General features: G+C 49.8%; 15 protein-coding genes and 1 riboswitch. Of the genes, 14 read left to right on the top strand and 1 reads right to left on the bottom strand.

What is annotated here, in order from left to right; genetic code table 11:
* Positions 1-88: 88 nt before the first annotated feature.
* From K0T92_RS11300 to K0T92_RS11290, 3 genes are all read left to right on the top strand, one after another.
* Positions 89-1,345, top strand: coding sequence for an ATP-grasp domain-containing protein (locus K0T92_RS11300; RefSeq protein WP_219872574.1), 1,257 nt, complete (start codon positions 89-91; stop codon positions 1,343-1,345).
* Positions 1,346-1,396: 51 nt separating this feature from the next.
* On the top strand, positions 1,397-1,936 hold the full coding sequence (locus K0T92_RS11295; RefSeq protein ID WP_219872573.1) for a flavodoxin family protein: 540 nt from the start codon (positions 1,397-1,399) through the stop codon (positions 1,934-1,936).
* Between the two features lie 574 nt (positions 1,937-2,510).
* A complete protein-coding gene (locus tag K0T92_RS11290; protein ID WP_219872572.1) occupies positions 2,511-3,809 on the top strand; it encodes a hypothetical protein in 1,299 nt (432 codons plus the stop codon).
* Positions 3,810-3,938: 129 nt separating this feature from the next.
* Here the strand turns inward: K0T92_RS11290 and K0T92_RS11285 are convergent, their stop codons facing one another.
* The gene (locus K0T92_RS11285) at positions 3,939-4,772 is read right to left on the bottom strand and encodes a DUF2935 domain-containing protein (RefSeq protein ID WP_246628081.1); all 834 of its coding nucleotides are present in this window, start codon (positions 4,770-4,772) and stop codon (positions 3,939-3,941) included.
* Between the two features lie 131 nt (positions 4,773-4,903).
* Here K0T92_RS11285 and K0T92_RS11280 point away from each other — a divergent pair, with 131 nt between their 5' ends.
* The 11 genes from K0T92_RS11280 (at position 4,904) to K0T92_RS11230 (ending at position 21,854) form a co-directional block, all read left to right on the top strand.
* The gene (locus K0T92_RS11280) at positions 4,904-6,343 is read left to right on the top strand and encodes a stalk domain-containing protein (RefSeq protein WP_219872571.1); all 1,440 of its coding nucleotides are present in this window, start codon (positions 4,904-4,906) and stop codon (positions 6,341-6,343) included.
* Between the two features lie 56 nt (positions 6,344-6,399).
* Positions 6,400-7,839, top strand: coding sequence for an SWIM zinc finger family protein (locus K0T92_RS11275; RefSeq protein ID WP_219872570.1), 1,440 nt, complete (start codon positions 6,400-6,402; stop codon positions 7,837-7,839).
* A gap of 12 nt (positions 7,840-7,851) precedes the next feature.
* Positions 7,852-9,669, top strand: coding sequence for a HEAT repeat domain-containing protein (locus K0T92_RS11270; protein ID WP_219872569.1), 1,818 nt, complete (start codon positions 7,852-7,854; stop codon positions 9,667-9,669).
* Positions 9,645-10,736: an ATP-binding protein gene (locus K0T92_RS11265; protein ID WP_219872659.1), complete on the top strand. Its 1,092-nt coding sequence runs from the start codon at positions 9,645-9,647 to the stop codon at positions 10,734-10,736. Before K0T92_RS11270 ends, K0T92_RS11265 begins: the two co-directional genes overlap by 25 nt.
* On the top strand, positions 10,694-13,102 hold the full coding sequence (locus K0T92_RS11260) for a DUF5682 family protein (protein WP_246628080.1): 2,409 nt from the start codon (positions 10,694-10,696) through the stop codon (positions 13,100-13,102). Before K0T92_RS11265 ends, K0T92_RS11260 begins: the two co-directional genes overlap by 43 nt.
* 3 nt (positions 13,103-13,105) lie before the next feature.
* Positions 13,106-14,347 (top strand): VWA domain-containing protein, encoded by a 1,242-nt coding sequence (locus tag K0T92_RS11255; RefSeq protein ID WP_219872568.1) that lies wholly within the window; start codon positions 13,106-13,108, stop codon positions 14,345-14,347.
* 112 nt (positions 14,348-14,459) lie between these two features.
* Positions 14,460-15,539, top strand: a complete 1,080-nt coding sequence (locus K0T92_RS11250; RefSeq protein ID WP_219872567.1) for an NAD(P)H-dependent flavin oxidoreductase — start codon at positions 14,460-14,462, stop codon at positions 15,537-15,539.
* Between the two features lie 430 nt (positions 15,540-15,969).
* Entirely contained in the window at positions 15,970-16,998 is a 1,029-nt protein-coding gene (locus tag K0T92_RS11245) for an ROK family transcriptional regulator (protein ID WP_219872566.1), read from the top strand.
* 30 nt (positions 16,999-17,028) lie between these two features.
* Entirely contained in the window at positions 17,029-18,237 is a 1,209-nt protein-coding gene (locus K0T92_RS11240) for an MFS transporter (protein WP_219872565.1), read from the top strand.
* A gap of 154 nt (positions 18,238-18,391) precedes the next feature.
* The gene (locus K0T92_RS11235) at positions 18,392-19,042 is read left to right on the top strand and encodes a formylglycine-generating enzyme family protein (RefSeq protein WP_219872564.1); all 651 of its coding nucleotides are present in this window, start codon (positions 18,392-18,394) and stop codon (positions 19,040-19,042) included.
* A 709-nt stretch (positions 19,043-19,751) separates the two neighbouring features.
* Positions 19,752-19,902: riboswitch (cyclic di-AMP (ydaO/yuaA leader) on the top strand.
* A 125-nt stretch (positions 19,903-20,027) separates the two neighbouring features.
* Complete coding sequence (locus K0T92_RS11230) at positions 20,028-21,854, top strand: APC family permease (RefSeq protein WP_219872563.1); 1,827 nt, start codon at positions 20,028-20,030, stop codon at positions 21,852-21,854.
* The last annotated feature ends 457 nt before the right edge of the window (positions 21,855-22,311 follow it).

Below are 22,311 nucleotides of genomic sequence, written 5' to 3'. Positions count from 1 at the left end.
TAATGCTTACGAAGAAGGTTTGCTCCGCAAACCCGAGCTAATGCTTACGAAGAAGGTTTGCTCCGCAAACCCTTAGGAGGAAAATATAATGACAACGGTCAAAACGGTTGCTTTTGTCGAACCGAGCTTCTATGGCGTGAGCTTCGCCAGAGCTGCTTTTGAGCAAGGACATAGAGTCGTTTCCATTGTGTCTTCCACGGACAATCCGCAGAAATATGGCTATGAAGGCATCTATCATGATCTGATTGTAGCTGATATAAGGGATGCGGACTCGCTCTATGAAGCGATTGTTGGGTCTCCCTATGCGAATGGGCTGGATGCACTCATTCCGGCTACGGATTATGCCTCGCATGTGACGGCGAAGGTTGCCGAAAGGCTGGGACTTCGAGGTGTGCCCTATGAGGCGGCGCTGAAATCCAGAAATAAGGACTTGGCCCGGCAAGCCTATGCGGAACATGAGGTTCCAAGCGCAAGGTTCAGGAAAGTGAGAACCTATGAAGAGGCGGCGGCGGCAGCGGAGGAGATCGGGTATCCCGTTGTGCTCAAGCCGACGAATTGCGCGAGCAGCCAAAATGTATATTTTATTAATAATGCGGCAGAGCTGCAGGAAGCGATGGAAATCATCGTTGCGTTCAAAGTGACTTATATGGATTTTAAAGTCCGTGAAGAATATTTGATCGAGGAATATTTGGATGGGCCGGAATTTAGCGTGGAGCTGTTCTTGAGCGAGGGGGAGCCCATTTTTGGGACTGTGACCGAGAAAATTACATCGCCGCTTCCATATTTTGTAGAAATTCTGCATACACTGCCGACGCCTTCGCATACGGAGCATACGGACGAAATTATTCGAACAGCTGTTGCGGCGCTGAAGGCGATCGGAATTGCCAATGGTCCCAGCCATGTGGAAGTGAAGCTCACCCGTACTGGACCGCGCATTATTGAAGTGAACGGCAGACCGGGCGGGGACAACATCTCTTCTGATTTATTGGTGCAGGCGTTCGGGGTGGATGTTTTTGAAGCTACAGTTAATTATTATCTGGATAGGCCGATTGCGATTGACAAAAAGCATCACCGGGCCGCCTCGATTGCATATGTAACCGCAGACCGGGACGGCGTATTCGAAAGAATTGAAGGTCTTGAAGCGTTGAGCAGGCTCCAGCATGTGGTCCGTTACCACGTTGCCGCTGCTCCTGGCGATTCCGTCACAATTCCGAGAAGCTCGGATGATCGGCTAGGTTATATCATTACAATCGGAGATAGCCCGCAGGAAGCGAAGGAGCGGGCACTCGCGTTAGTTGACAGCTTGAAAGTAGTCTATCGGCAGCAGGAAGCGGAGATCGCGTAAGCACAGAGCAGGTTGGAAGAGGCTCAACATGATGAAATGAGGATGATGCATATGGGGATCGCCGTAATCTATGGAAGCTCGCGCAGGAATGGCAATTCAGAGCAATTGGCTGATTTGCTGGTTGAATCGTTCGAAGCCGACAAAATCCATTTGTCCGACTATTCGATTGAACCGATAAGGGACTACCGCCATGGGGACAAGGGCCCTTACCCTGAAGATGACTATTACCATGTCATTGAACGGGTGCTGGCACAAGATGTTCTGGTGTTCACAACACCGATCTACTGGTATGGCGCATCCGGGCTGACGAAAACGTTCATTGATCGCTGGTCCCAGTCATTGCGTGAGGATCGAGACAATTTCCTGGCCAAATTCGCTGCCAAACAAGCCTGGGTTATTGGCATTGGCGATGACGAGCCCCGGGTGAAGGGAATTCCGCTCGTGCAGCAGTTCCGGTATATCTTTGAGTTTACGGGGACGAAGCTTGCTGGTCATATTCTTGGCCACGGCAATAAGCCGGGAGATATTCTGCAGGATGCGGACGCGCTGGCGAAGGTCGAGGAAATACGGACGATGTGGCGTTCAGCCTAATCAGGCCCGGAGTTGGAGAAGAGGGTGTCCAGATCGTCCTTTTTGAAAATATCAGCTCCCACTTTAAGAAGCTGTACGCTGTGGAATGCCTGCGATCATTAGGCTGTCGAGTGACGTCCTCCTCGTCAGAGAATGATCCGTCATTCAAACGCCGAGACATGCGAGATGCAAGATATGAGCGAGGTGAAACATGCGAAACAGCATTTATTTACTCGTTGAGGGCCCCATGAAGTTGAAATGCCTGCCAGAGGGCAGGTATTTCAACTTCATTTCTCCTTTACGGCCGATTTTGCCTCAAATTCATGCATGATCGCAGGAATGTTACCATTATGGCGGCTTGTAACCGAAATTCATGCACATTCGCAGGCTTCTTACTCCGCCACTCTGCCTTCAAAACACAAGGGAGTGGCCAAAAAGGCATACGCAATGAAAAAGATGCTTCCATTTCCACTTTTTAGTGGTTTGGAGGCATCCTTTCACTTCATTTGGGACTGGCTCATTGGAGTCATGGTATAATTTACTGTATCTATTGGAATGATCCCAATACCTTCGCATTCAAACAAAGGAGACGATCATGCTGGACAAACTAGGGGCCTTCCCAAACCTATCTGCAAACGGTTCATATGCCTTCATTAGCCAAATTATGAATTTCAACAACATGTCCAAACGTCAATTCGATGATGTTGTGCAGCAAATGGAGAATCGGGATTTCGATATTGCAACAATGAATAGCGCCAGCACAATTGTACATGAAGCTTCGCATTATTTTGACAACCTGGCGACTTTGACAGGCCAAGTGATGCTGACAAAGGTATACAATGCGTTGAATGAGCTTGAGAATCGTGCGGAGCCGAATGAAATGATAGCGTTATTTAATATGCTAGCGTCATGGAGTCATAAACACTATACCGCATCAATCGTACAAGGAATCCATGATCCGGAGCCGAAAAATTGGTCCTACGATTTGAATGTCGGATTCGGCGCGGATCTATTCGGAGAATTAAATGGTGAAATGTTTTTGTTTGCCATATTCAAGTATTATGGAGAATTTATCGGAAATGTTCCTTTTTCAATCGAAGCGCTATGGGAAACCAACGCAATGTGGGCAGAAATAACCTACCATATCTATGCAGCTTATGCGCTTGATAATGAGGTAACAACAATAATTGAAAGCAATCGGCTTGATAAATTGTATAGGGATTATATCTACAACTCTGAGACGCTCGTCTATTCGATTGCGGCTCATTTTACCTCTTCCTTTTTTGATTATGGCGATATTTACCGTTCATTCAAATTAAGCAAGGCATTATCGAGCATCAGTCTAAATCTGCCTTATCGTTTCTACTCTCAGCTCAAAAGACCTCAAGGCTCGCTATTCCGGGGATATGCCAATCAATTGCTGGACGCTTCCAGAGATCTGAATCCATGTGCAGTGTTCCTCGCCTTATTGGAGAATGTCGTGGAATCCGGAGCTAATCTATTTCACAACGAGGAAAACTATTCATTAGATATCGATCAGATTCTCGCGATCAACGGTCTCCCGGATAAGGAGAGCTTAAAGAATGAAGTTTTATCGGACATGCATCAGTTAAACATTGATTCGGCCAATGGCCTTTTTGCTGAAGTATATGCCGTGCAGAAAAATAATGGCATTCATCTATTGGATGTATATGGTATTGAAGGCGGCCTTAACGTTCACCCTGCTTGCTTTATCGATATCGCCAACAAATCACAAAGTGTAGTGTTTCAACGTATTCGTGATGATGAGATTGAGGCTGGTTCAGAAGAGGAGTCAGAGGCTTTCACGAGATATCATGATTATGGAAACCGGGAGAGACTTATGCGCCAGATAATAGCAGGCAGCAGGCCGTAACAGACATCACTGGAGCGCACTCTTGAACCATTATGAAGAGAGCCGCTGATAGTAGTGCTGCTGTAAGCAGAGGCTCTCTTTTGTCACAGTCTTCAAATCAGCGATAAACAGATCGCAGCCGCTGTTTGTTCACGATTCCCTTGGTTGAGAGTGGCTTGCTGCCTGCTGGGGGCTGCCGCCTGTCAAGTTGTTCTCGAACATATCGATAATAACGAGAAAATGCTCTGCCTCACGAAATACATGGTCAGCCAGCAATGGATGAATAATGCTCTTGATCCGGCATGCTGCAATGAGGTCGCGGGCGGTCTTTTTAAAGTCGCGGAGTGATTGGACAGATACTCTGTTCTGGTCGAGAAACTGATCAAGGAGGGGGAGGGTCTGCGATTGCGGACGCATGGATTCCAAATCTTTGGCCTGGAACAATAATTGGTCAAACTCTTGCCCGAAATTATTGGCCTGCTCGACTAGCTGCCTTTCGGAAGGATCGAGCAAATGGCTAATAAACTTGGCGTGATCAGCCATAATTCTGAGGAAAAAGACGTTCTCATCAATGATCGCGTCCGGCAGCGGCTCCATTCTGCCTGCATTTAACTCCGCCAGCCGATTTCTGAAGTAATTCGCTTCTCTGCTTACATGATCAACCAGCAGGGGGAAGTTGTTGGCCCCCGGGAGTTTGCAGGTAAGGATCAGGCCAAGCACTTTTCGCTTGAAAGCCCATATATGGGCTGCGGCGGAATGGACTTCCTCATTGAATCTTCGGATTACGCCCGGATCGGTTCCAGCCGTGAATGCGTTGGCTCTGTTTTCAATATTCTCGAACAGGGAATAGAATTGATTAGCCTCATTAATTAATTGCGTATCTTCACAGCGAAATCCTAATCTTAGAAATAATGAATGCTCCTTCATAATGCGCGACCAGAATCGCACTTCTTCCAATGAACGTACAACAAATCCATCCGGCAATAGAATACCTCCTCTAAACATCATCTCCTGTCAATAAAGTATGAGCATCTTGCTTGGTCATATGTCTTCTTGTTTAAGTCTATCTGCTTCCATATAATAGAATTGTTCACTATAGAAAGGGGTCTATTATTGTGAGTAGAAAAGGGCTGACTGCATTTTTAGTTTTTATGTCATTCATGTTCGTATTTAATAGCGGTTTGTCTCTAGCGCACAGCGGACGTACAGACGGCAACGGGGGACATAACTGTTCGGAGAAATCAAGAGCTAAGGGGCTCTGTACCGGCTACCACTATCATAATGGTGGAAGTGGCGGAAACTCCGGCAGCTCAGGTTCAAGCAGCTCAAGCGGATCAGGGGGTAAACATTCTGGCAGTACGAATTCCACTAAGGCAGCGGTGAAAGAAAAAGTTATTCTCAACCAATCTCCACCTACGCCATACTGCACTTTTGTGAAAGATCAATATGTAAAAACGACTACCACACAAATCATTTATCAAAGAGATTGGAAATGCATACCTCAAACGAAGGTAAAGATAAAAGCCAATGATGAGGTTCTTCAACTAGAAGGTCTAATCATTGATGGGACAACTTATTTCACGGCCAAACAAGTGGTTGCGGCATTGGATGCGGATATCGAGGTTGTTAATGGAACGTATACCTTTGAACGGGAGGATAAGAGGATTGTCATCTCGCCGAATAGTAAGACAGCGGTAGTTAATCATACAGCTGTTGCACTCACCAAATCGCCTAAAATTTATAATGCAATGTTATTTGTTCCGGCATCTTTCTTTAAAGAAGCGTTTCAAGCAAACGTGGTGTGGGACGCATCGCTCAAAGAGTATACGATCCAAAGTGCGATAAAAGGCATCATCACCGATATTCTGGCTCACAATCGAGTAGCGATTAAGTTTGGCAACAACGTAATATCGTATTATTTATTCGGTATTGAAACGAGTACTGTCAAGCATCGATTGAATGAACTTGCGGAACTTTATTTGGAACAAACACTGCTCAACCAAATGGTAACGATCGAATTTGATCAGGCTCGTATAATGAATAGCAGCAATTGGGCCTATGTTAAGTTTAATGGTGAACTAATGAATAGAACTCTTATTCATAGAGGTTATTCTAAGTTCGAAGATTCTGCGGCAGATCGTGTAATAAAGTACAGAACTGAATTAAAATCAGCTGAAAATGAAGCACAAGCCAGGCAGTCAGGTGTATGGTCTAAGCTGGGTGTTTATGCGGTTGAGGGTGAAGGGGTTAATTCGTCCATTGTAGCTGGCGCTATTCGTGAAGAACGGATCGAGAGCGATACACCCGCAATCTTGTTGCAGTTACATAATGAAAAGGACTACTTGCGACTATTAACATTATCTGAGGATGGAATAAAGCACGTGGTTGAACGGCATATTACCCGCAATTCCAGCATAGATTGGGATCCGTCTTTCGTATATACGATTATTTTTAAGTATAACGATATTCTTATCACAGAATCGGTATATACGCCGGGCTTAAATACAATCATTACCACTGTTCAAGAGCATGTAACGATTGACGATACGCTTTGAAATACCGACTCCATGTGGAAATAAGTACTATTCCTTATATTATTGCGAGGTATAAGATGGCATCGATAACAGAAGCTTACGTCGACAGTTTGGCGCCTAATGCGGGTGCAATGAAGAATGGCCGGGATTTGGTCAAGAAGAACAGTTTTCCCTTGCTGTGCATGACAGGAGACGAAACGCTCCTGTTCGGGGAATGCAAGGGAAGCGGCAAGGAACCTTACAGATGCTCTGTTGATTTCATACAGCAAGGCAATCCGGTGTTCCGCTGTTCCTGCCCCAGCAGGCAGTTTCCTTGCAAGCATACGCTTGGTTTGCTTTACGCGCATGTACTGGGCAAGCCCTTCGAGAAGTCGGATATCCCGCCGGAGATCGCGGACAAACGCGAGAAGGCAGTAAAGCGTGAGGAGAAGAAAAATGCGTCGGCTGCGGGAGATGGCGAAAGCCCGAAGCGCAAAGTAAATAAGTCTGCGCTAATCAAGAAAATTAACGCCCAGCTCGAAGGTCTGGGTATTCTGGAGAAGCTTGTGCTTCAACTGGTTCAGAGCGGACTTGGCGGCTTGGATAAGAAGACGATCCAGGTGATGGAGGATCAGGTGAAGCAACTTGGCAACCACTATATTCCTGGAGCTCAGGCAGAGCTGCGGGAGCTGGTTCTCATTATGAGCACGGAAGGCGACAGGGAATCAGTGTATTCCCGAGGAATAGAGCAGCTTATCAGGCTGCATGCTCTGATCAGGAAGGGCAAGAGCTACCTGGAGCAGCGGGCAGCCCAGCCGGAATTGCCGATGGAGACCGAATCGATGCTGGAGGAGCAGCTTGGACATGCCTGGCAGCTTGCTGAGCTTAGGGAGTATGGAAGAGCAAGACCGGAGACAGAGCTGCTGCAGCTGTCCTTCATCTCATACACGGATAAAGCCCGCGGCGAATTTGTCGATGCCGGGTGGTGGGTTGATCTGCGTGAGGGGACGATCCACACCACACGCAATTTGCGTCCGTTCCGTGCAGCCAAGTCTATCAAGGAAGAGGATACGGTTCATGCCGTGATCCAGACCGGGGAGCTGTTCGTCTATCCCGGCGCGCCGAATGCAAGGGTGAGATGGGAGAAGGGGGAATTTCGTGATGTCTGCGAAAAGGATTACAGGGCGGTCAAAGCGTTGGCGGCCCCTTCGTTCGCGGATGTCATTAAACGGGTGAAGAATGGGATCAAGAATCCATTAGCAGACAAGAATCCCGTCATGCTAATTGCGTTTCAAGCCGTCGAGAGGATTGGCGACACGTATATCCTCAGGGATACGCAGGGTAAACAGCTGCCTGTAACGGCGAATATTTGGGCAGCATCGCTGCATTCTGGCAGTATCCTCCCGTTGCTGCATGGTGATGACCTGAAGGATCAAGCTGCATTGGTAATGTTCCGCCATGACATCGAAAGCGGCCGTTTGGCAGTTCAACTGATGAGCATCATCACAGACCGCCGGATTATTCGGCTGCTATACTAGAGGAGAGACGACATGAGTGTAGATCTATTGTTGGACCTGCAGCAGGAGGTTCGCCGGTTGTTCATCGCCGGGAGCGCCATGGCGCAAGGGGACATGCGGCTGGCGAAGCTGGTCCCCCAATTGAAGAAGCTTGGCGAATCCGCGCCTGTGATCAACCGTCTCGCCGAAGCGGCTGAAGGGCTGATGTCTGCCGCCCGTGAGAAGAGTTCGGAGAAGCTGCTGGAGCTTGCAACGCTGCTGAGCGCTGTGCTCCATACATTAGGGAAAACTGAAACGGTCGGAGAAACGCAGACTATTGAAGGATCGGCCGTTACATTGACCACGGATGTTTCATACCGCAAGCTGCAGCCGCTGTTAGAGGCGCTTACGACCAAAGGTCAAGGGAGACTGGAACAGCTGTGGCTAGCCTGGGAGGACAGAAGCTTTCTTGATTTGCGCGCGCTGCCTGCTCTGTGCAGGGGACTTGACGACAGTTACGGGGATGTTCCAGATTATATCCAGGAGAAGCTCATTCCCGGATTCGGCCGCGATGTGATCCCGGTTCTGCAGAATCAGCTCAATCTTAACGGCGGCAAAGGCGATTCGCGAAGATTGCAGCTGCTTCATAGACTGCTGGGTGAATCTATGATTGAACTTCTCTTGGAAGCCGCAGTCTCCGGTTCGATAGAGTTGAGGGCTGCGGCAATTAAGCTGCTGGGCGGATATGGAGAGCAGGAGCCGTTCTTGCTGGAGCAAACCAGCGAGAAACGCCAGGAAGTCCGCCTGGCCGCCTATTATGCATTGGCACGTATCGGCTCAGATGGAGCAGTTGAACGGTTATATGAAGCTATCCGCTCCAAAGACCGGGAGCTGGCAGTCGCACCCGTCCGGCAATGCGTATCGACCGTATTGCACGAGCGGATCATCGTGCAGGCAGAAGAAGATCTGGAACGCTGGTTGTCCAGTGAAGGGGAAGACCGGATTCGCGCGGCTCAGCAGCTGCATATTGACCTGCGCTGCCTGGAGGGGGCAGATAAGCGGCTGACAGGTGTTGTATATCCATTACTGCGTAAGCTGCTGTTATCGAAAGCATTCATCGTAACCGAGACCGAAACGATCCAGGAAGCAGCAGCCGAGCTGCTGCTGGAATTGGACACGCCCGAAGGGAACCGATTGGCGATTGAGCTTCAGCATATGCATAACAGCAGGTTCATTGGCTACAGTTTCCGTGCGGCATATAAGCAGTTGAAGCCATCGGAGGTGTTCGATCGCTTCGCGGGAGATCTGACAGGCGGATCCCATGCGGCAAAAGAGCTGCTAAGAACGTTGGAGAGTATCGTCTCCGGGCAATTGCAGCTTCTTACTGGAGATGTCGATAAGGTTGTGCTTGAGGAAGCTTGGGATCCGCGATGGGGGCATGTTTTCGCCGATAAGGATTTGACGGAGCTTGTCTGCAGCTTTACGCATCGGAATGAACCCCGCATTGCAGACTATTTGATTTCGAAGGCGAAATACGGCAATAGCAGCTGGAATGATGAGACGATGAAGCAGCGCGTTCTGCTTGTATTGTTTCGGATACGCCATAAGGAAGCGCCGCAGCTGCTCTTGGACTGGCTTGAAAAGAAAGCTCAGCGTGGCTTTCATTATATAGATTGGAATACAAGATGCCTGATCTCTAGCATGCCGAAATCATATGTACAGCGGCTTCGTACGTTTGCGGAACGGCAGCTACACGTTACCGTAAGAGGCCAAATACTAGAATTTGTCGAGACGATTGAAGCCGCACCGGAAGAAACGAATGAGGAGAGTGGGACTGGAATATGGGAATGGATCAAAAACAAAATGTCTTAAGACTGTCAGCCGAGAAGCTGTATGCGCATGAGCTGGAGGCACTTCGGGAAGCCGACAAGGGGATTAAGCCTGCAGGCTGGCAGCTATCGCCGAAATCGGTGCTGACGTTCATTACAGGCGGAACAGCGGGAGGAACCGCTATTACGCCCAAATATATCGGCAACAAGCGGCTCGTCGAGATGGCGATTGCCACACTGCTGACCGATCGTGCGCTGCTGTTGATCGGAGAGCCGGGGACGGCCAAATCCTGGCTGTCCGAGAATCTGACTGCGGCCATTCACGGAGATTCATCCAAGGTGGTGCAAGGTACGGCGGGCACGAGCGAGGAGCATGTGCGCTATTCATGGAACTATGCGCTGCTGCTGGCGCAGGGACCTTCGGATCAGGCGCTCATTCGCAGTCCGATCCTTCGTGCAATGGAAGGCGGCGGCATCGCCCGCTTCGAAGAGATATCCCGCTGCGCGTCGGAGGTGCAGGATGCGCTCATCTCCATCCTTTCGGAGAAGACGATCTCCATTCCGGAGCTAGGCCGAGAAGTATCCGCCGCACGCGGGTTCTCCATCATCGCGACGGCGAACACGCGCGACCGCGGCGTAAACGAGATGTCCGCCGCCTTGAAACGGCGGTTCAATATCATCGTTCTGCCGGCGCCATCCAGTATTGATACCGAGATCGACATCGTGCGCCGACGTGTCGGCGAAATCTCCGCGAGCTATGAGCTGCGCGCATCGCTGCCTGACGACGAGGCGATCCGCAAAGTCGTCACCATCTTCCGCGAGCTGCGCAGCGGCTTGACGTTGGATGGCAAGGAGAAAGTGAAGCCGCCGAGCGGCGTCATCTCCACCGCAGAAGCGATCTCACTGCTTACGGGCAGCATGGCCTTGGCAGGGAGTTTCGGCAACGGAGCGTTGAACGATGAAGATATTGCAGCAGGCCTGCAAGGAGCCATCGTAAAGGACGATGAGAAGGACGGGCTCGTCTGGAAGGAGTATTTGGAGAATGTCATGAAGAAACGGGGGGCATCATGGCGGAGTCTTTACAGCGCATGCACGGACATGAATGGGTGAGCGGCACACGGGAGCCGCATTATTTTGGCATCCGCCATCTGTCGCCCGCCGGCTCCTATCATCTCCTCGCCCTGCTTCAGGAGGTGAAGCCGACAGCCCTGCTGATTGAAGGTCCCAGCGATGCTGGCGCCCTGGCAGCCCAGCTCACCTCGCGCGGAGTTGTGCCACCGGTCGCCATGCTGGCATATACGGAACAGCTGCCCGTCCGCACGCTGCTGTATCCGTTCGCCGATTACTCACCGGAGTATCAAGCGCTGCAATGGGCTCATCGCAACGGCTGCGAGGCTCAATTCATTGATTTGCCGACGGTTGTCTCCCTGGCTCTGAGTGAGCGAAGACACGCCCCGACCGTTGCGGCAGTCCATGCCGAGCCTGAGAAAGGCGATGATGAGGAAGAAGAAGCGGAGAACGCTTTGCTAGTATCGCCCAAGCCTGGATTGGGCACTATTCAGCGGGATTTGTATGCCCGCATTGCCGAGATCTCGGGTGAGCCGGATTACGAGGCGTATTGGGAGCGGTACTATGAGCATAATTTGGAGCCTGGCACCTATCAGCGTGCAATTGGGCATTATTCGACCGAAATGAGAGCATTGACAGAGAAGGAGGAGCTTGTGCTGGCTCCGCAGGAATCCGCTTATAACGAGATACGTGAATCGTATATGCGGCGCAAAATCCATGATGCCATTGCTGCCGGTCATCTTCCCGAGAAAATCGTTGTCTTGAGCGGCGCACATCACACTTCAGCGCTAGGTTTGCAACTGCCGGCGATGACGGACGAAGAACTGGACAAGCTTCCCCGAGTTCCGGCCAAGATGACCTTGATGCCATATTCCTATTATAAGTTGTCCTCGCATTCAGGCTACGGAGCCGGCAATGAGGCGCCAGCGTATTTCGAGCTGCTCTGGCAGTGCATGCGGCAGGGGGAGCTGAACAAGCTGCCTGCCCTGTACTTGTCTTCGGTCGCATCACAATTGCGCGGGCAGGGGACATGGCGGTCGACGGCCTCCGTCATTGAGGGAGTTCGTCTGGCAGAAGCGCTGGCATCGCTGCATGAAGGCGTGCAGCCGACCTGGAGAGATCTTAGGGATGCGGCGACGGTATTGTTCGGCCATGGCGATTTTGCAATCGTTGCGGAAGCGCTGGCAAGAATAGACATCGGCACCGCGATCGGCAGCCTGCCTGAAGGCGTCAGCCAAACTCCGGTGCAGGATGACCTGAACCGTGAGCTGAAACGGCTGAAGCTGGAGAAATATAAAACGCTGGTCGCAGCCGATTTGGAGCTGGATCTGCGGGAGAACCGGAGAGTGAAGTCGGAGGAAGCGGCCTTCATCGATTTGAACCGTTCCGTCTTTCTGCACCGCCTGTCTGTACTCGGGATTCGTTTTGCTCACAAGCGGCGCATTCATCAAGCGGATGCTACGTGGGCGGAGCACTGGGTGCTTCAATGGTCGCCGGAAGCCGAGATCGAGACTGTGGAATCGACGTTGAAGGGAGAGACGATCGAGCTTGCCGCTGCCTACGTCATTCACGAGGAGCTGCTGGCCTGTTCTGATATAGCGGCAGCAGCCAAACTGATCCGCCAATCCTGCGAGTGCGGACTGCCCCAGATCATGGGCCAAGCTACGAGCACGCTGCAGCGGCTTGCCGTCGATGCCGGGAATTTCGGGCAGATCGCAATGACGGTTCATGAACTGTCGGTGCTTCTGCAATACGGCTCTATCCGGCGGATCGATACGCATGCGCTCGTTCCGCTCTTGCAGCAGCTTTTCCTGCGAGGAGCCCTGATGCTGCTGGAAGCAGCCGGCTGCAATGATGATGCGGCCGCGGAGTTGGTCAACGCGATCCATGCGATGCATTCCGCTGCACAGGAGCATTATCAAGAGGTGGACGGTCAACTCTGGATGAAGAAGCTGAAAGAGCTTGCGGCACGTGATGACCGGAACGCCAAGCTCTCGGGCTACGCTTTCTCCATCGTGCTGGAGCGTAATGAAGCAGGTGAGGAGGAGTGTGCGCTAGAGGTGTCGAGGAGGCTGTCGCCGGGCATCCCGGCGGATCTGGGCGCAGGCTGGTTTGAAGGATTATCGATGCGCAACCGATATGCGCTGCTGTCGCGCGATTATTTGTGGCGGCAGCTGGATGCTTATATTCAATCCTTGGAAGCGGAGCCGTTCAAGCGGTCGCTGGTGTTTCTCCGCAGAGCGTTCGGGACATTCGAGCCAAGGGAAAAAGCCGCTATTGCCGAGATGATGGGTGATATTTGGGGAGCCGGCGCCGAAGAGGCTGGCGTGGTGCTGCAGCGCCCGCTTAACGAGGATGAGAAGGAGCAGCTTGATGAACTTAACGATTATGATTTTGGAGATCTATAACCTATGACGACACTTGATCAGGAACAAGTAAAACGATGGCGGCTAATTCTTGGCGCAGCGGCAGAAGAGAAGCTGCATGGAGCCGGAGGCGGCGGGGCGAATGAGCCGCTGCTTCATGGTGAGGATATGCTGATGGACGGAGCTCTTGCCGCGATTTATGACGGTACTGCAGGAGTTTCCGGTGCGGAGCATGGCAATGAAGCAGCCGCTTCGCGTCCGCGAACTGCCGGTCTCGGCAGCTCCTCACCCAAGCTTGCCAAATGGCTGGGAGATGTGCGGGCATTCTTTCCGCCTGACATCGTGTCTGTTATACAAGCGGATGCGGTGCAGAGGAAAGGTCTGACTCAGCTGTTATTCGAGCCGGAGCTGTTATCACAGGTGAAGCCCGACATCGGGATGGTTGCCACGCTCATGTCATTGGGAGGTCAAATTCCGGAGCGGACAAAGGAGACTGCGCGGAAGCTGGTCCGTGAAGTCGTGGATGAAATCGTGAAGCGGCTGGCGCAAGATCTGACCAGAGCGGTCACGGGAGCCCTCAACAGGCGGCAGCATTCACCGCTGCCCTCGATGACAGGTCTCGACTGGACGACCACGATCCGCAAAAATTTGAAGCATTACGATACGGAGCGTAAACTGCTTATACCGGAGAAAGTATATTTTTTCGACCGTGCCCGCAAAAGCAAGGAATGGACAGTTATACTTGATATTGATCAGAGCGGCTCCATGGCAAGTTCCGTTATTTATGCTTCCATCGTGGGCTCCATCTTTGCGAGCATGCCCGCTCTCGATACGCGAGTGGTGGCATTTGATACAGAGGTGGTTGATCTGAGCGAGCAGTGCGCGAATGATCCGGTCGATATGCTTTTCGGCGTGCAGCTTGGCGGCGGTACAGATATCAACAAATCCATTACGTACTGTGAATCCTTCATCTCAGAGCCTAAGAAGACGATATTTCTGCTCGTCTCCGATCTCTATGAAGGCGGCAACCGGACTGAGATGATCCGCAGACTGAAGGATATGCACGAAGCAGGCGTCAAAACAATCTGTCTGCTCGCGCTTTCAGACGACGGGGTGCCTTCCTACGACGTAGAGGTGGCGAAGAAGCTGGCTCAGTTCGGCATTCCATGCTTCGGCTGTTCACCGGACAAACTGCCTGAATTGATCGAAGGCGCCTTGAAAGGGATGAATCTGCAGATGCTTGCCGAACGCACTGGAAGTACTGCCGGGCAATCAAAAGGACAGTAGAGTGTACGAGCCGTTTGCTCAACATCTTCAATTGGATGAAATTCTGTCAAGAATCCGAAGAAGCAGTGTGATATCGTTCACTTGATCGGCGTGGGAGGGAGTAGGATACACGATGAGCATCCAACTGACAACTGAGGTTTGCCGGATATTTAATATCCGTTATCCGATCTTTTTAGCAGGAATGGCTGGTGTGCCGGGCACTGTAAATTTGGCGGCGGCAGTATCGAATGCAGGCGGACTTGGCATGCTGGGAGCCGCGTATATGACGCCGGACGCCATACGGGGAGCGATACGGGATATACGACAGCTGTCCCAGGCTTCGTTCGGGGTTAATCTCTTCTCCATTCGGGATGCTGCTCACGACCATGCTGGAATCAAGGAGGTTCAACAGGAGCTGAACAAGATGCGGGATGGGCTTGGGATCGCTCCTGTCTTTGAGGATAGCGTTCATACCCCGGATTATTTTGAAGAACAGTTCAATGTCTTATTGGAAGAAAAAGTCCCTGTCATTAGCACAGCGTTCGGCGTACTTCCTGAATCGTATATGGAAAAAGCGAAGTCAGCCGGCATTCGAATTGTGACGATGGCTACGACAGTTAGTGAGGCTGTCCTGGCCGAACAGGCTGGCTGCGATGCTATTGTTGCACAAGGCAGTGAAGCAGGCGGGCATCGGGGAACGTTTGATATTTCAGCTCATCCCATGGGCGCTAACATTGGTACGATGGCACTGGTGCCACAAATTGCAGATCATGTACAAATTCCGGTCATTGCGGCAGGGGGCATTATGGATGGCAGAGGATTAGCCGCTGCACTTGCTCTTGGCGCACAAGGCGTGCAGATGGGGACCCGTTTTTTGACTGCGGCAGAATCCGGTGCGCACCCTTCTTATAAGGAGGCACTACTGAGAAGTACGGAAGAGAGCACAACCATCACGAAGGCATTCTCAGGCCGTCCGGCCCGAGGTATCGTGAACACGTTTATCCGGCGGTGGGATGCGAGCGGTATAGAGCCGATTCCATTTCCCGGACAAAATACGATGACGCGTGATATTAGAAATGCGGCTTCAGAGCAAAGCAATGCTGAATATATGTCCCTATGGTCAGGGCAAGGTACAAGAATGCTCACGGACAGCCAGAAAGCGGAGGATATCGTATCTGAAATCATCCAACAGGCCAACTCGATCCTGTCTTGAAATGGTGCAGGCTTGTAAAACATGCAGGAGGTGCGCGGTGACTCCAAGGGGAAGATTCTGGCCAAGCGTTAAGGTAGGATTGGTCGTTTAGAGGCGTGGATGCTATTGCTGCGAACAAGTAAGCCGAAGCTGCGGATGTGCATCTTTTTTCTCATGACTGACCTGCATAGAGCGATATGCCTGCCAAAGCGCAGGTATTTCAGCGCAATTCGCCGATATCGCCCGAATCCAACACATATTCCTGCATGTTCGCAGGCATTCAACTCATTAAAGCTACTTTCCTCGAAATCCCTGCGTTTTCGCAGGTATCCTTCGTTTACTTCGGAGAGTTGAGGGCATCTCGGCGCTTTTCATTCGTTGGAATTTCTGCTATCATCATTGTAACTTATTAAATGTATTTAATAAGTTACAACATGAGGCGGTGAACCGTTTGAATGATTTGCCTGCAACTCCCAAAGATATGAAGATGGTTATTCTAAGCGGCATACGTACAGCCTTGCTGTCACTCGGTAGTGCAACCAAAGCGGAACTGAGCACAAAGCTAGGAATCAGCTTTCCGACGATCAGCAAGTTCTTTGCCCAAATGGAGAGGGAGGGAGAGCTGGTTGTAGCTGGCATTGATAACTCCAGCGGCGGAAGAAGAGCCACAAGATATGCATACAATCCGGAATTCATGCTCGGTGTGGCTATATTTTTGGAGAAAACAGAAACGAATTATGCAATTTTTAATTGCTTGGGCGAAGTGAAAGAAAAAGGTACCGCCCCCAGCGTCCTGATGGATGATATTCAAGGTCTGTCGAAGCATATTGAAGCGATCATCCTCCGCTATCCGAAGATCAGTGCGCTGGCCATTGGGGTGCCCGGCTCAGTCAATAATGGCCGGATCATCCATATCCCGGACTACGAGCAGTTTCATGATTTTGATTTGAAAGGATTTTTTGAAGAACGTTTGTCTATTCCTGTCGTCGTAGAGAATGATATGAATGCTGCCGTTCTGGGCTACTACAACAATAAGAGCAATAATGACAATCCATCCCTGATCTACTTGTATTTCGGTCAGAATGGTCCGGGTGCCGGCATATTAATCAATGGAGATGTAGTACGTGGGAGTACGTTCTTCTCCGGCGAAGTTTCATTCGTGCCTCAGTATGACAATCGGAATTTTCAACAGGCTTTGCAGCATGACAATGGAACTGATCCGTTAATTCTTCACGAGGAGCGAGCGGATGCTATTAGCCGGCTGGTCGCTTCATGTACAGCTATTATTAATCCGCATACGATTATTTTTTGCCATGAGGAAGTGGATGCTGCCATCCTTCATCAGATCGCATCAAGAAGCGCTGTCTACATTCCGGCTGAGCATCTTCCTGCACTCACAATGAGCGATTGGAAGCAGGATTACTTAAATGGCTTGCAGAAGCTCGGCCTTAACCTCATGATCACTGCAATGACCCGATAAAAATAAATCAGACATCAGGAGAACAACAACATGGCAACTTACTTTCTATTGATTATCTATTTGGCTTTCATCAGCCTGGGGCTGCCCGATTCCTTACTGGGAGCGGTATGGCCTGTCATGCAATCGGACTATCATGCGCCGCTTGAGACGGCAGGTCTGCTTTATATGATCATTGCGGCGGGCACAATTGTGTCCAGTCTGGCAAGCGGAGCCGTGTTGAAACGGTTTGGCACGGGCAAAGTCACACTTGTCAGCTGTATCATGACTGCAGGTGCGCTGCTCGGCTTCTCTTTTGCACCATCACTTGCATGGCTGATTATTTGTGCGATCCCGCTTGGACTGGGCGGAGGCTCTGTTGACGCCGGATTAAACAATTACGTTGCCGCGCATTACAAGGCGCATCACATGAGCTGGCTTCACTGTTTCTGGGGAGTTGGCGCTACTCTTGGGCCTATCATTATGGGGCAATTCATGATGGGGCATTCTTCCTGGAGAGATGGATACCTGACTGTTTCAGCCATTCAGTTTGCCCTGGTTGTCATCCTTTTCTTGACTTTGCCTTTGTGGGATCGCGTCGCGAGAAACCGCGGCGGTGCGTCGGGTGAAGAGCATGGGGATGAGGGCAGCTGGGTGGAAGATGAAAGGGACAAAGTCGTCAAACCGCTAGCGATAAAAGGCGTTAAGCTCGCCCTCGCTTCCTTCTTGTTCTATTGCGGGATCGAAGCAACCCTGGGCCTGTGGGGAAGCAGCTTTCTGGTAAATGTAAAAGGGTTGGACGCAGCCGCGGCCTCGCAATGGGTGGCCATCTATTACGCAGGCATCACCATCGGCCGATTTGTCAGCGGATTCATTACGTTCAAGATAAGCAACCGTCTTCTCATTCGGGTGGGCCAAATAACGGCATTGGCCGGTGCGCTGCTTCTGATTCTGCCACTGCCGTCCGGTTTCTCCCTTGCAGGCTTTATGATCGTGGGTCTAGGTCTGGCACCGATCTATCCGTGCATGCTGCATGAAACACCAGTCCGCTTCGGGAAAAAGCATTCCCAGACCATTATGGGCTATCAAATGGCGGTCGCCTATACCGGAAGTACGCTTATGCCTCCGCTTCTCGGGTTTCTTGCTTCCTTATCGACAATCGGGATTTTCCCTTTGTATATCGTTGTGTCAGCAGCGGCTATGCTCTTGTTATCCGAGAGGTTAAATGTCTTTTTGAAGAAGAAGAATGTATTGAAAGGGTAAATATCTGCTCAAAGACGCAAAATGCTTGTTTCCATATTTTCGTGGACTTTCATATAGACTGAGGGTATAGTGAAGAAAATTCGAAGCATGAATCATGCTTTTAGTAAACTTAGATTAGGGGGAACATGCAATAGGGAGCCAGGTTAATTATCCAATGATACAAATTCCAGGCGGAGAGCTAGAATTAAGAGATGACCGGACTAAGAGGAAGTGGAAGGCCGCAATAAGGCCGTTTCTGCTTGCCCCGTATCCTGTAACTACGGAGCTGTATGCGGCGGCTGTTAGTCAAACGCAGGATGCTTCAGACAGCGGGCGAGAGCCGATTGTGAATATTTCTTGGGAGGATGCGATTTCCTTTTGCAACCTGCTTTCTCGGGATGCCGGATTGAAAGAATGTTATTCGATCAGTGAGGATGGGGAGCACACGATCTGTGATTGGGATGCAGACGGCTATCGGCTCCCTACTGAGGCGGAGTGGCAATTTGCATGTAAGGCAGGAACTGCAGGATATAGATATGGAGAGCTCGACGCCATTGCCTGGTACAAGGAAAACTCGGGCGGAAGTGTTCATGAAGTAGGCCAAAAGGAGCCGAATGCATGGGGGCTGTATGACATGCTGGGGAATGTCTGGGAATGGTGCTGGGATTTATATGATGAGGAAGTATACGGCTCTTACCGGATTTTTCGCGGTGGAAGCTGGGCCGAAGTGGCCAGAGGCTGCGGTGCGACATGCCGGAGACGCAGCCACCCGACCTTTCGTATTGAGGATCTCGGATTCCGGCTTGCCCGGTCAGGCTGCCTTTGAAAGTCTGGCGGACGGACTTCAATCAGAGATGGCTTCAAGCCCGGCAGTTATAGAAGGAAGCCTGCGTAAGTGCAGGCTTTCCGGTTAAAAAATCCGTGAATGCTAGAATGCCTGCGATTACGCAGGAATAGGAAGCGGAATTGGCCGATTGAGAGGAAATACGACGAAATTACTGCACTCTGGCAGGCATTCGCTCTTCAGTTGGCCAGAATGAGGATAAACCTGCATTTTCGCAGGAATGTTCATAGATCGAGCACAGAGAGCTTATGAGGTGATGTGTGCACAGGCAATTGAAGCCGTTTTTTGATATTGCGCAGAAATACGATGTTGAATTATTAAAATCGGTTTCTTCTGAAATACCTGGTGAGATGATATACGAAGATGATTTCCAGGTCGGAGTAATAAATTGTAAACACCCAAACGAATAAGTACCTCTCTATGAAAATAGGTTGTCGGTTGCGCTAACGGATTGAATGCGCAGCCGATAACCTTTTTTTTGGTTTGTTAGTGGGCCAGGGCAAGGGATTATCTGATCGATTCTTGGACTGAATAGTATGAGAATAAGCGATAATACGGGATAATTCATTTATCAGGTATCAACTTCGGCAATAACAATAAATGTAACCGCATACATACGTAAAAACTCCTGTAATCAAAGTTTTTTGAGCGTAAATGCAATTTTACAGTCTGTTTTGAACGCGTTATGATCATCACACAACCGCTGAATTTCTTTAGAAAACGGGGGAACCAATGACACTTTGAACAAAGTGTCCGGGGTGAATCAGTGCAAGAGCACTGTAGGGCAACTCTAGTGGCCCGAATCCGGCAGCTAACCTCGTAAGCGTCATTAGAGAGGTGAGACGACTTCGGTGATGAGAGCCGCAAGAGGAGACCTTGCGGTTGTTTGCTGTGCTAAAATTCAGCAGAGTGGAGACATTAAATTTGAATGAAAAGAAACTAATTCACACTATCGGCGGTGATCACAATGTTAACTAGTCTCAAACGGATCCTGATTGGGCGGCCGTTGAAATCAACTGAGCTAGGGGAACAGAAGCTTAACAAAACAAAAGCGCTGGCGATACTGTCATCAGATGCCTTGTCATCCGTCGCGTATGGACCGGAGCAAATTTTGCTCGTATTGATTACAATCAGCGCGGCAGCCCTATGGTATTCTGTTCCAATTGCGCTTGGCGTACTCATTTTATTGCTGGCTTTGATTTTATCTTATCGGCAAATTATTTTTGCATATCCCCATGGCGGTGGGGCTTACGTTGTCTCTAAGGAGAATCTTGGCAAGTATCCCGGCTTGATCGCGGGAGGATCTCTGCTAGTAGACTATATTTTGACTGTAGCAGTAAGTGTCTCGGCAGGAACGGATGCCATTACGTCGGCTTTTCCAAGCCTGCATGATCACACGGTGGCGATTGCCGTCATTTTTGTAATCCTGATCACGATCTTGAATCTTCGCGGAGTGACCGAATCAGCCTCAATCCTCGCCTATCCGGTATATTTGTTTATTATCGCGCTGTTCATACTTATTGGGGCAGGGCTTTACAACATCTGGTCCGGCGGCGTTGCACCCGAGCTGCACGCTCCAATCGGGACACCGATAGCAGGAATCAGCCTTTTTCTATTGCTGAAAGCCTTCGCCTCAGGAAGTTCCGCCTTAACAGGCGTTGAGGCGATATCTAACGCAATTCCGAATTTCAAATCACCATCGCCAAATAATGCAGCAAAAACGTTAATGGCAATGGGCATACTGTTAGCGCTGCTTTTTTCCGGTATTGTATGCCTGGCGTACTACTATGGAATATCGCCTGCCAAAGAGGTCACCGTCGTTTCTCAAATTGCCGAACAAACCTTTGGGCGTCATTTTATGTACTTCTTTATACAAGGAACAACTGCGTTAATCTTGATTCTAGCCGCGAATACAGGATATTCCGCATTCCCGCTGTTAGCGGTGAACCTTGCCAAGGATAAATTTATTCCTAGAATGTTTGCAGCGCGAGGGGATCGACTCGGCTATTCGAATGGCATCATTATGCTGGCGGCCTTCTCCATCTTGCTAATTATTCTGTTTCAGGGGCAGACCGAGCAGCTTATTCCGCTTTATGCGGTAGGCGTCTTTATTCCATTCACACTATCCCAGTCCGGAATGATGTTAAAATGGCTGAGACAAAAGCCAAAGGGATGGGTAACCAGGTTCATCATTAATACCATTGGTGCTGTCATCAGCTTTACGGTCTCTATCATGTTCTTTTTAACAAAATTTAATCAGGTATGGCCGGTTTTAATTTTCTTGCCGCTGATCATCTTATTGTTCCGACAAATAAACAAACACTACGAGGCGGTTGGCGAACAGCTGCGTTTATCGACTTGCGAACCGATTGTCCCGATTAAAGGGAATGTTATCATCCTTCCTGTAGCAGGTATTACGCATGTCGTGGAGCATTCGATCAATTATGCCAAATCGCTCTCTGCTGATCAGATCATCGCCGTCCATATTCCATTCGAGCGCGAGGATGAGGCTGTATTCGAGGAGAAATGGAAGAACTGGATGCCGGATATCAGGCTGGTCACCCTGCACTCTCCTTACAGGAGTATTATCCAGCCGTTCATGAAGTTCGTCGATACGATAGAGCGGAAGGCCAAGGAGTCAAACTATCAAGTGTCGGTCATTATTCCCCAATTCATTCCGAAAAAAGGCTGGCACAATATTCTGCACAATCAAACGAGCTTCTATATTCGTGCTCGATTGCTCTATCGCAAAGATGTCGTGGTTACAACTGTTCCTTATCATCTGAAGAAATAACATTAGCATGGATTGAAGTAAGTCATGCTTGCAGCCTAAATAACGCAATTCCGTTACAGGACGATTATGGTCAGATTCCACCATAATCGTCCTGTTTTTTGTTGCGTAACGGCATTTATTTACGAAATTAAACAAACCTTAGGGTATTTCCAATAAATATACATTAATGGTAATTGTGCAAGGATTAACTAATGAGCAAAACATGTATTGCTTATTTAGTAATCACTATGCTGCTATGAATTCAAGGGGGAAAGTACAATGAGCGATAGAAGAACGGAATAAGTGAACCTAAGAAATTTAAGGATTTAACAAACAAAGAAATGCAAGATTTTTTGGAATGGGATCGGAAACAGCAGCAAGAAAAGTGGGAAAACGAGAAGTTTTTTAAATAGAAAGCACATGAACTGACCCAACTGGAGAGGTGATTTTATTGACATAGTCAAATGATAAAGTATAT

It is taken from the genome of Paenibacillus oenotherae (genome assembly GCF_019443105.1).
Classification (GTDB): Bacteria; Bacillota; Bacilli; order Paenibacillales; family Paenibacillaceae; genus Paenibacillus_Z; species Paenibacillus_Z oenotherae.
The sequence above is the reverse complement of the archived record's forward strand: the minus strand, read 5'-3'. Positions and strand labels throughout refer to the sequence as shown.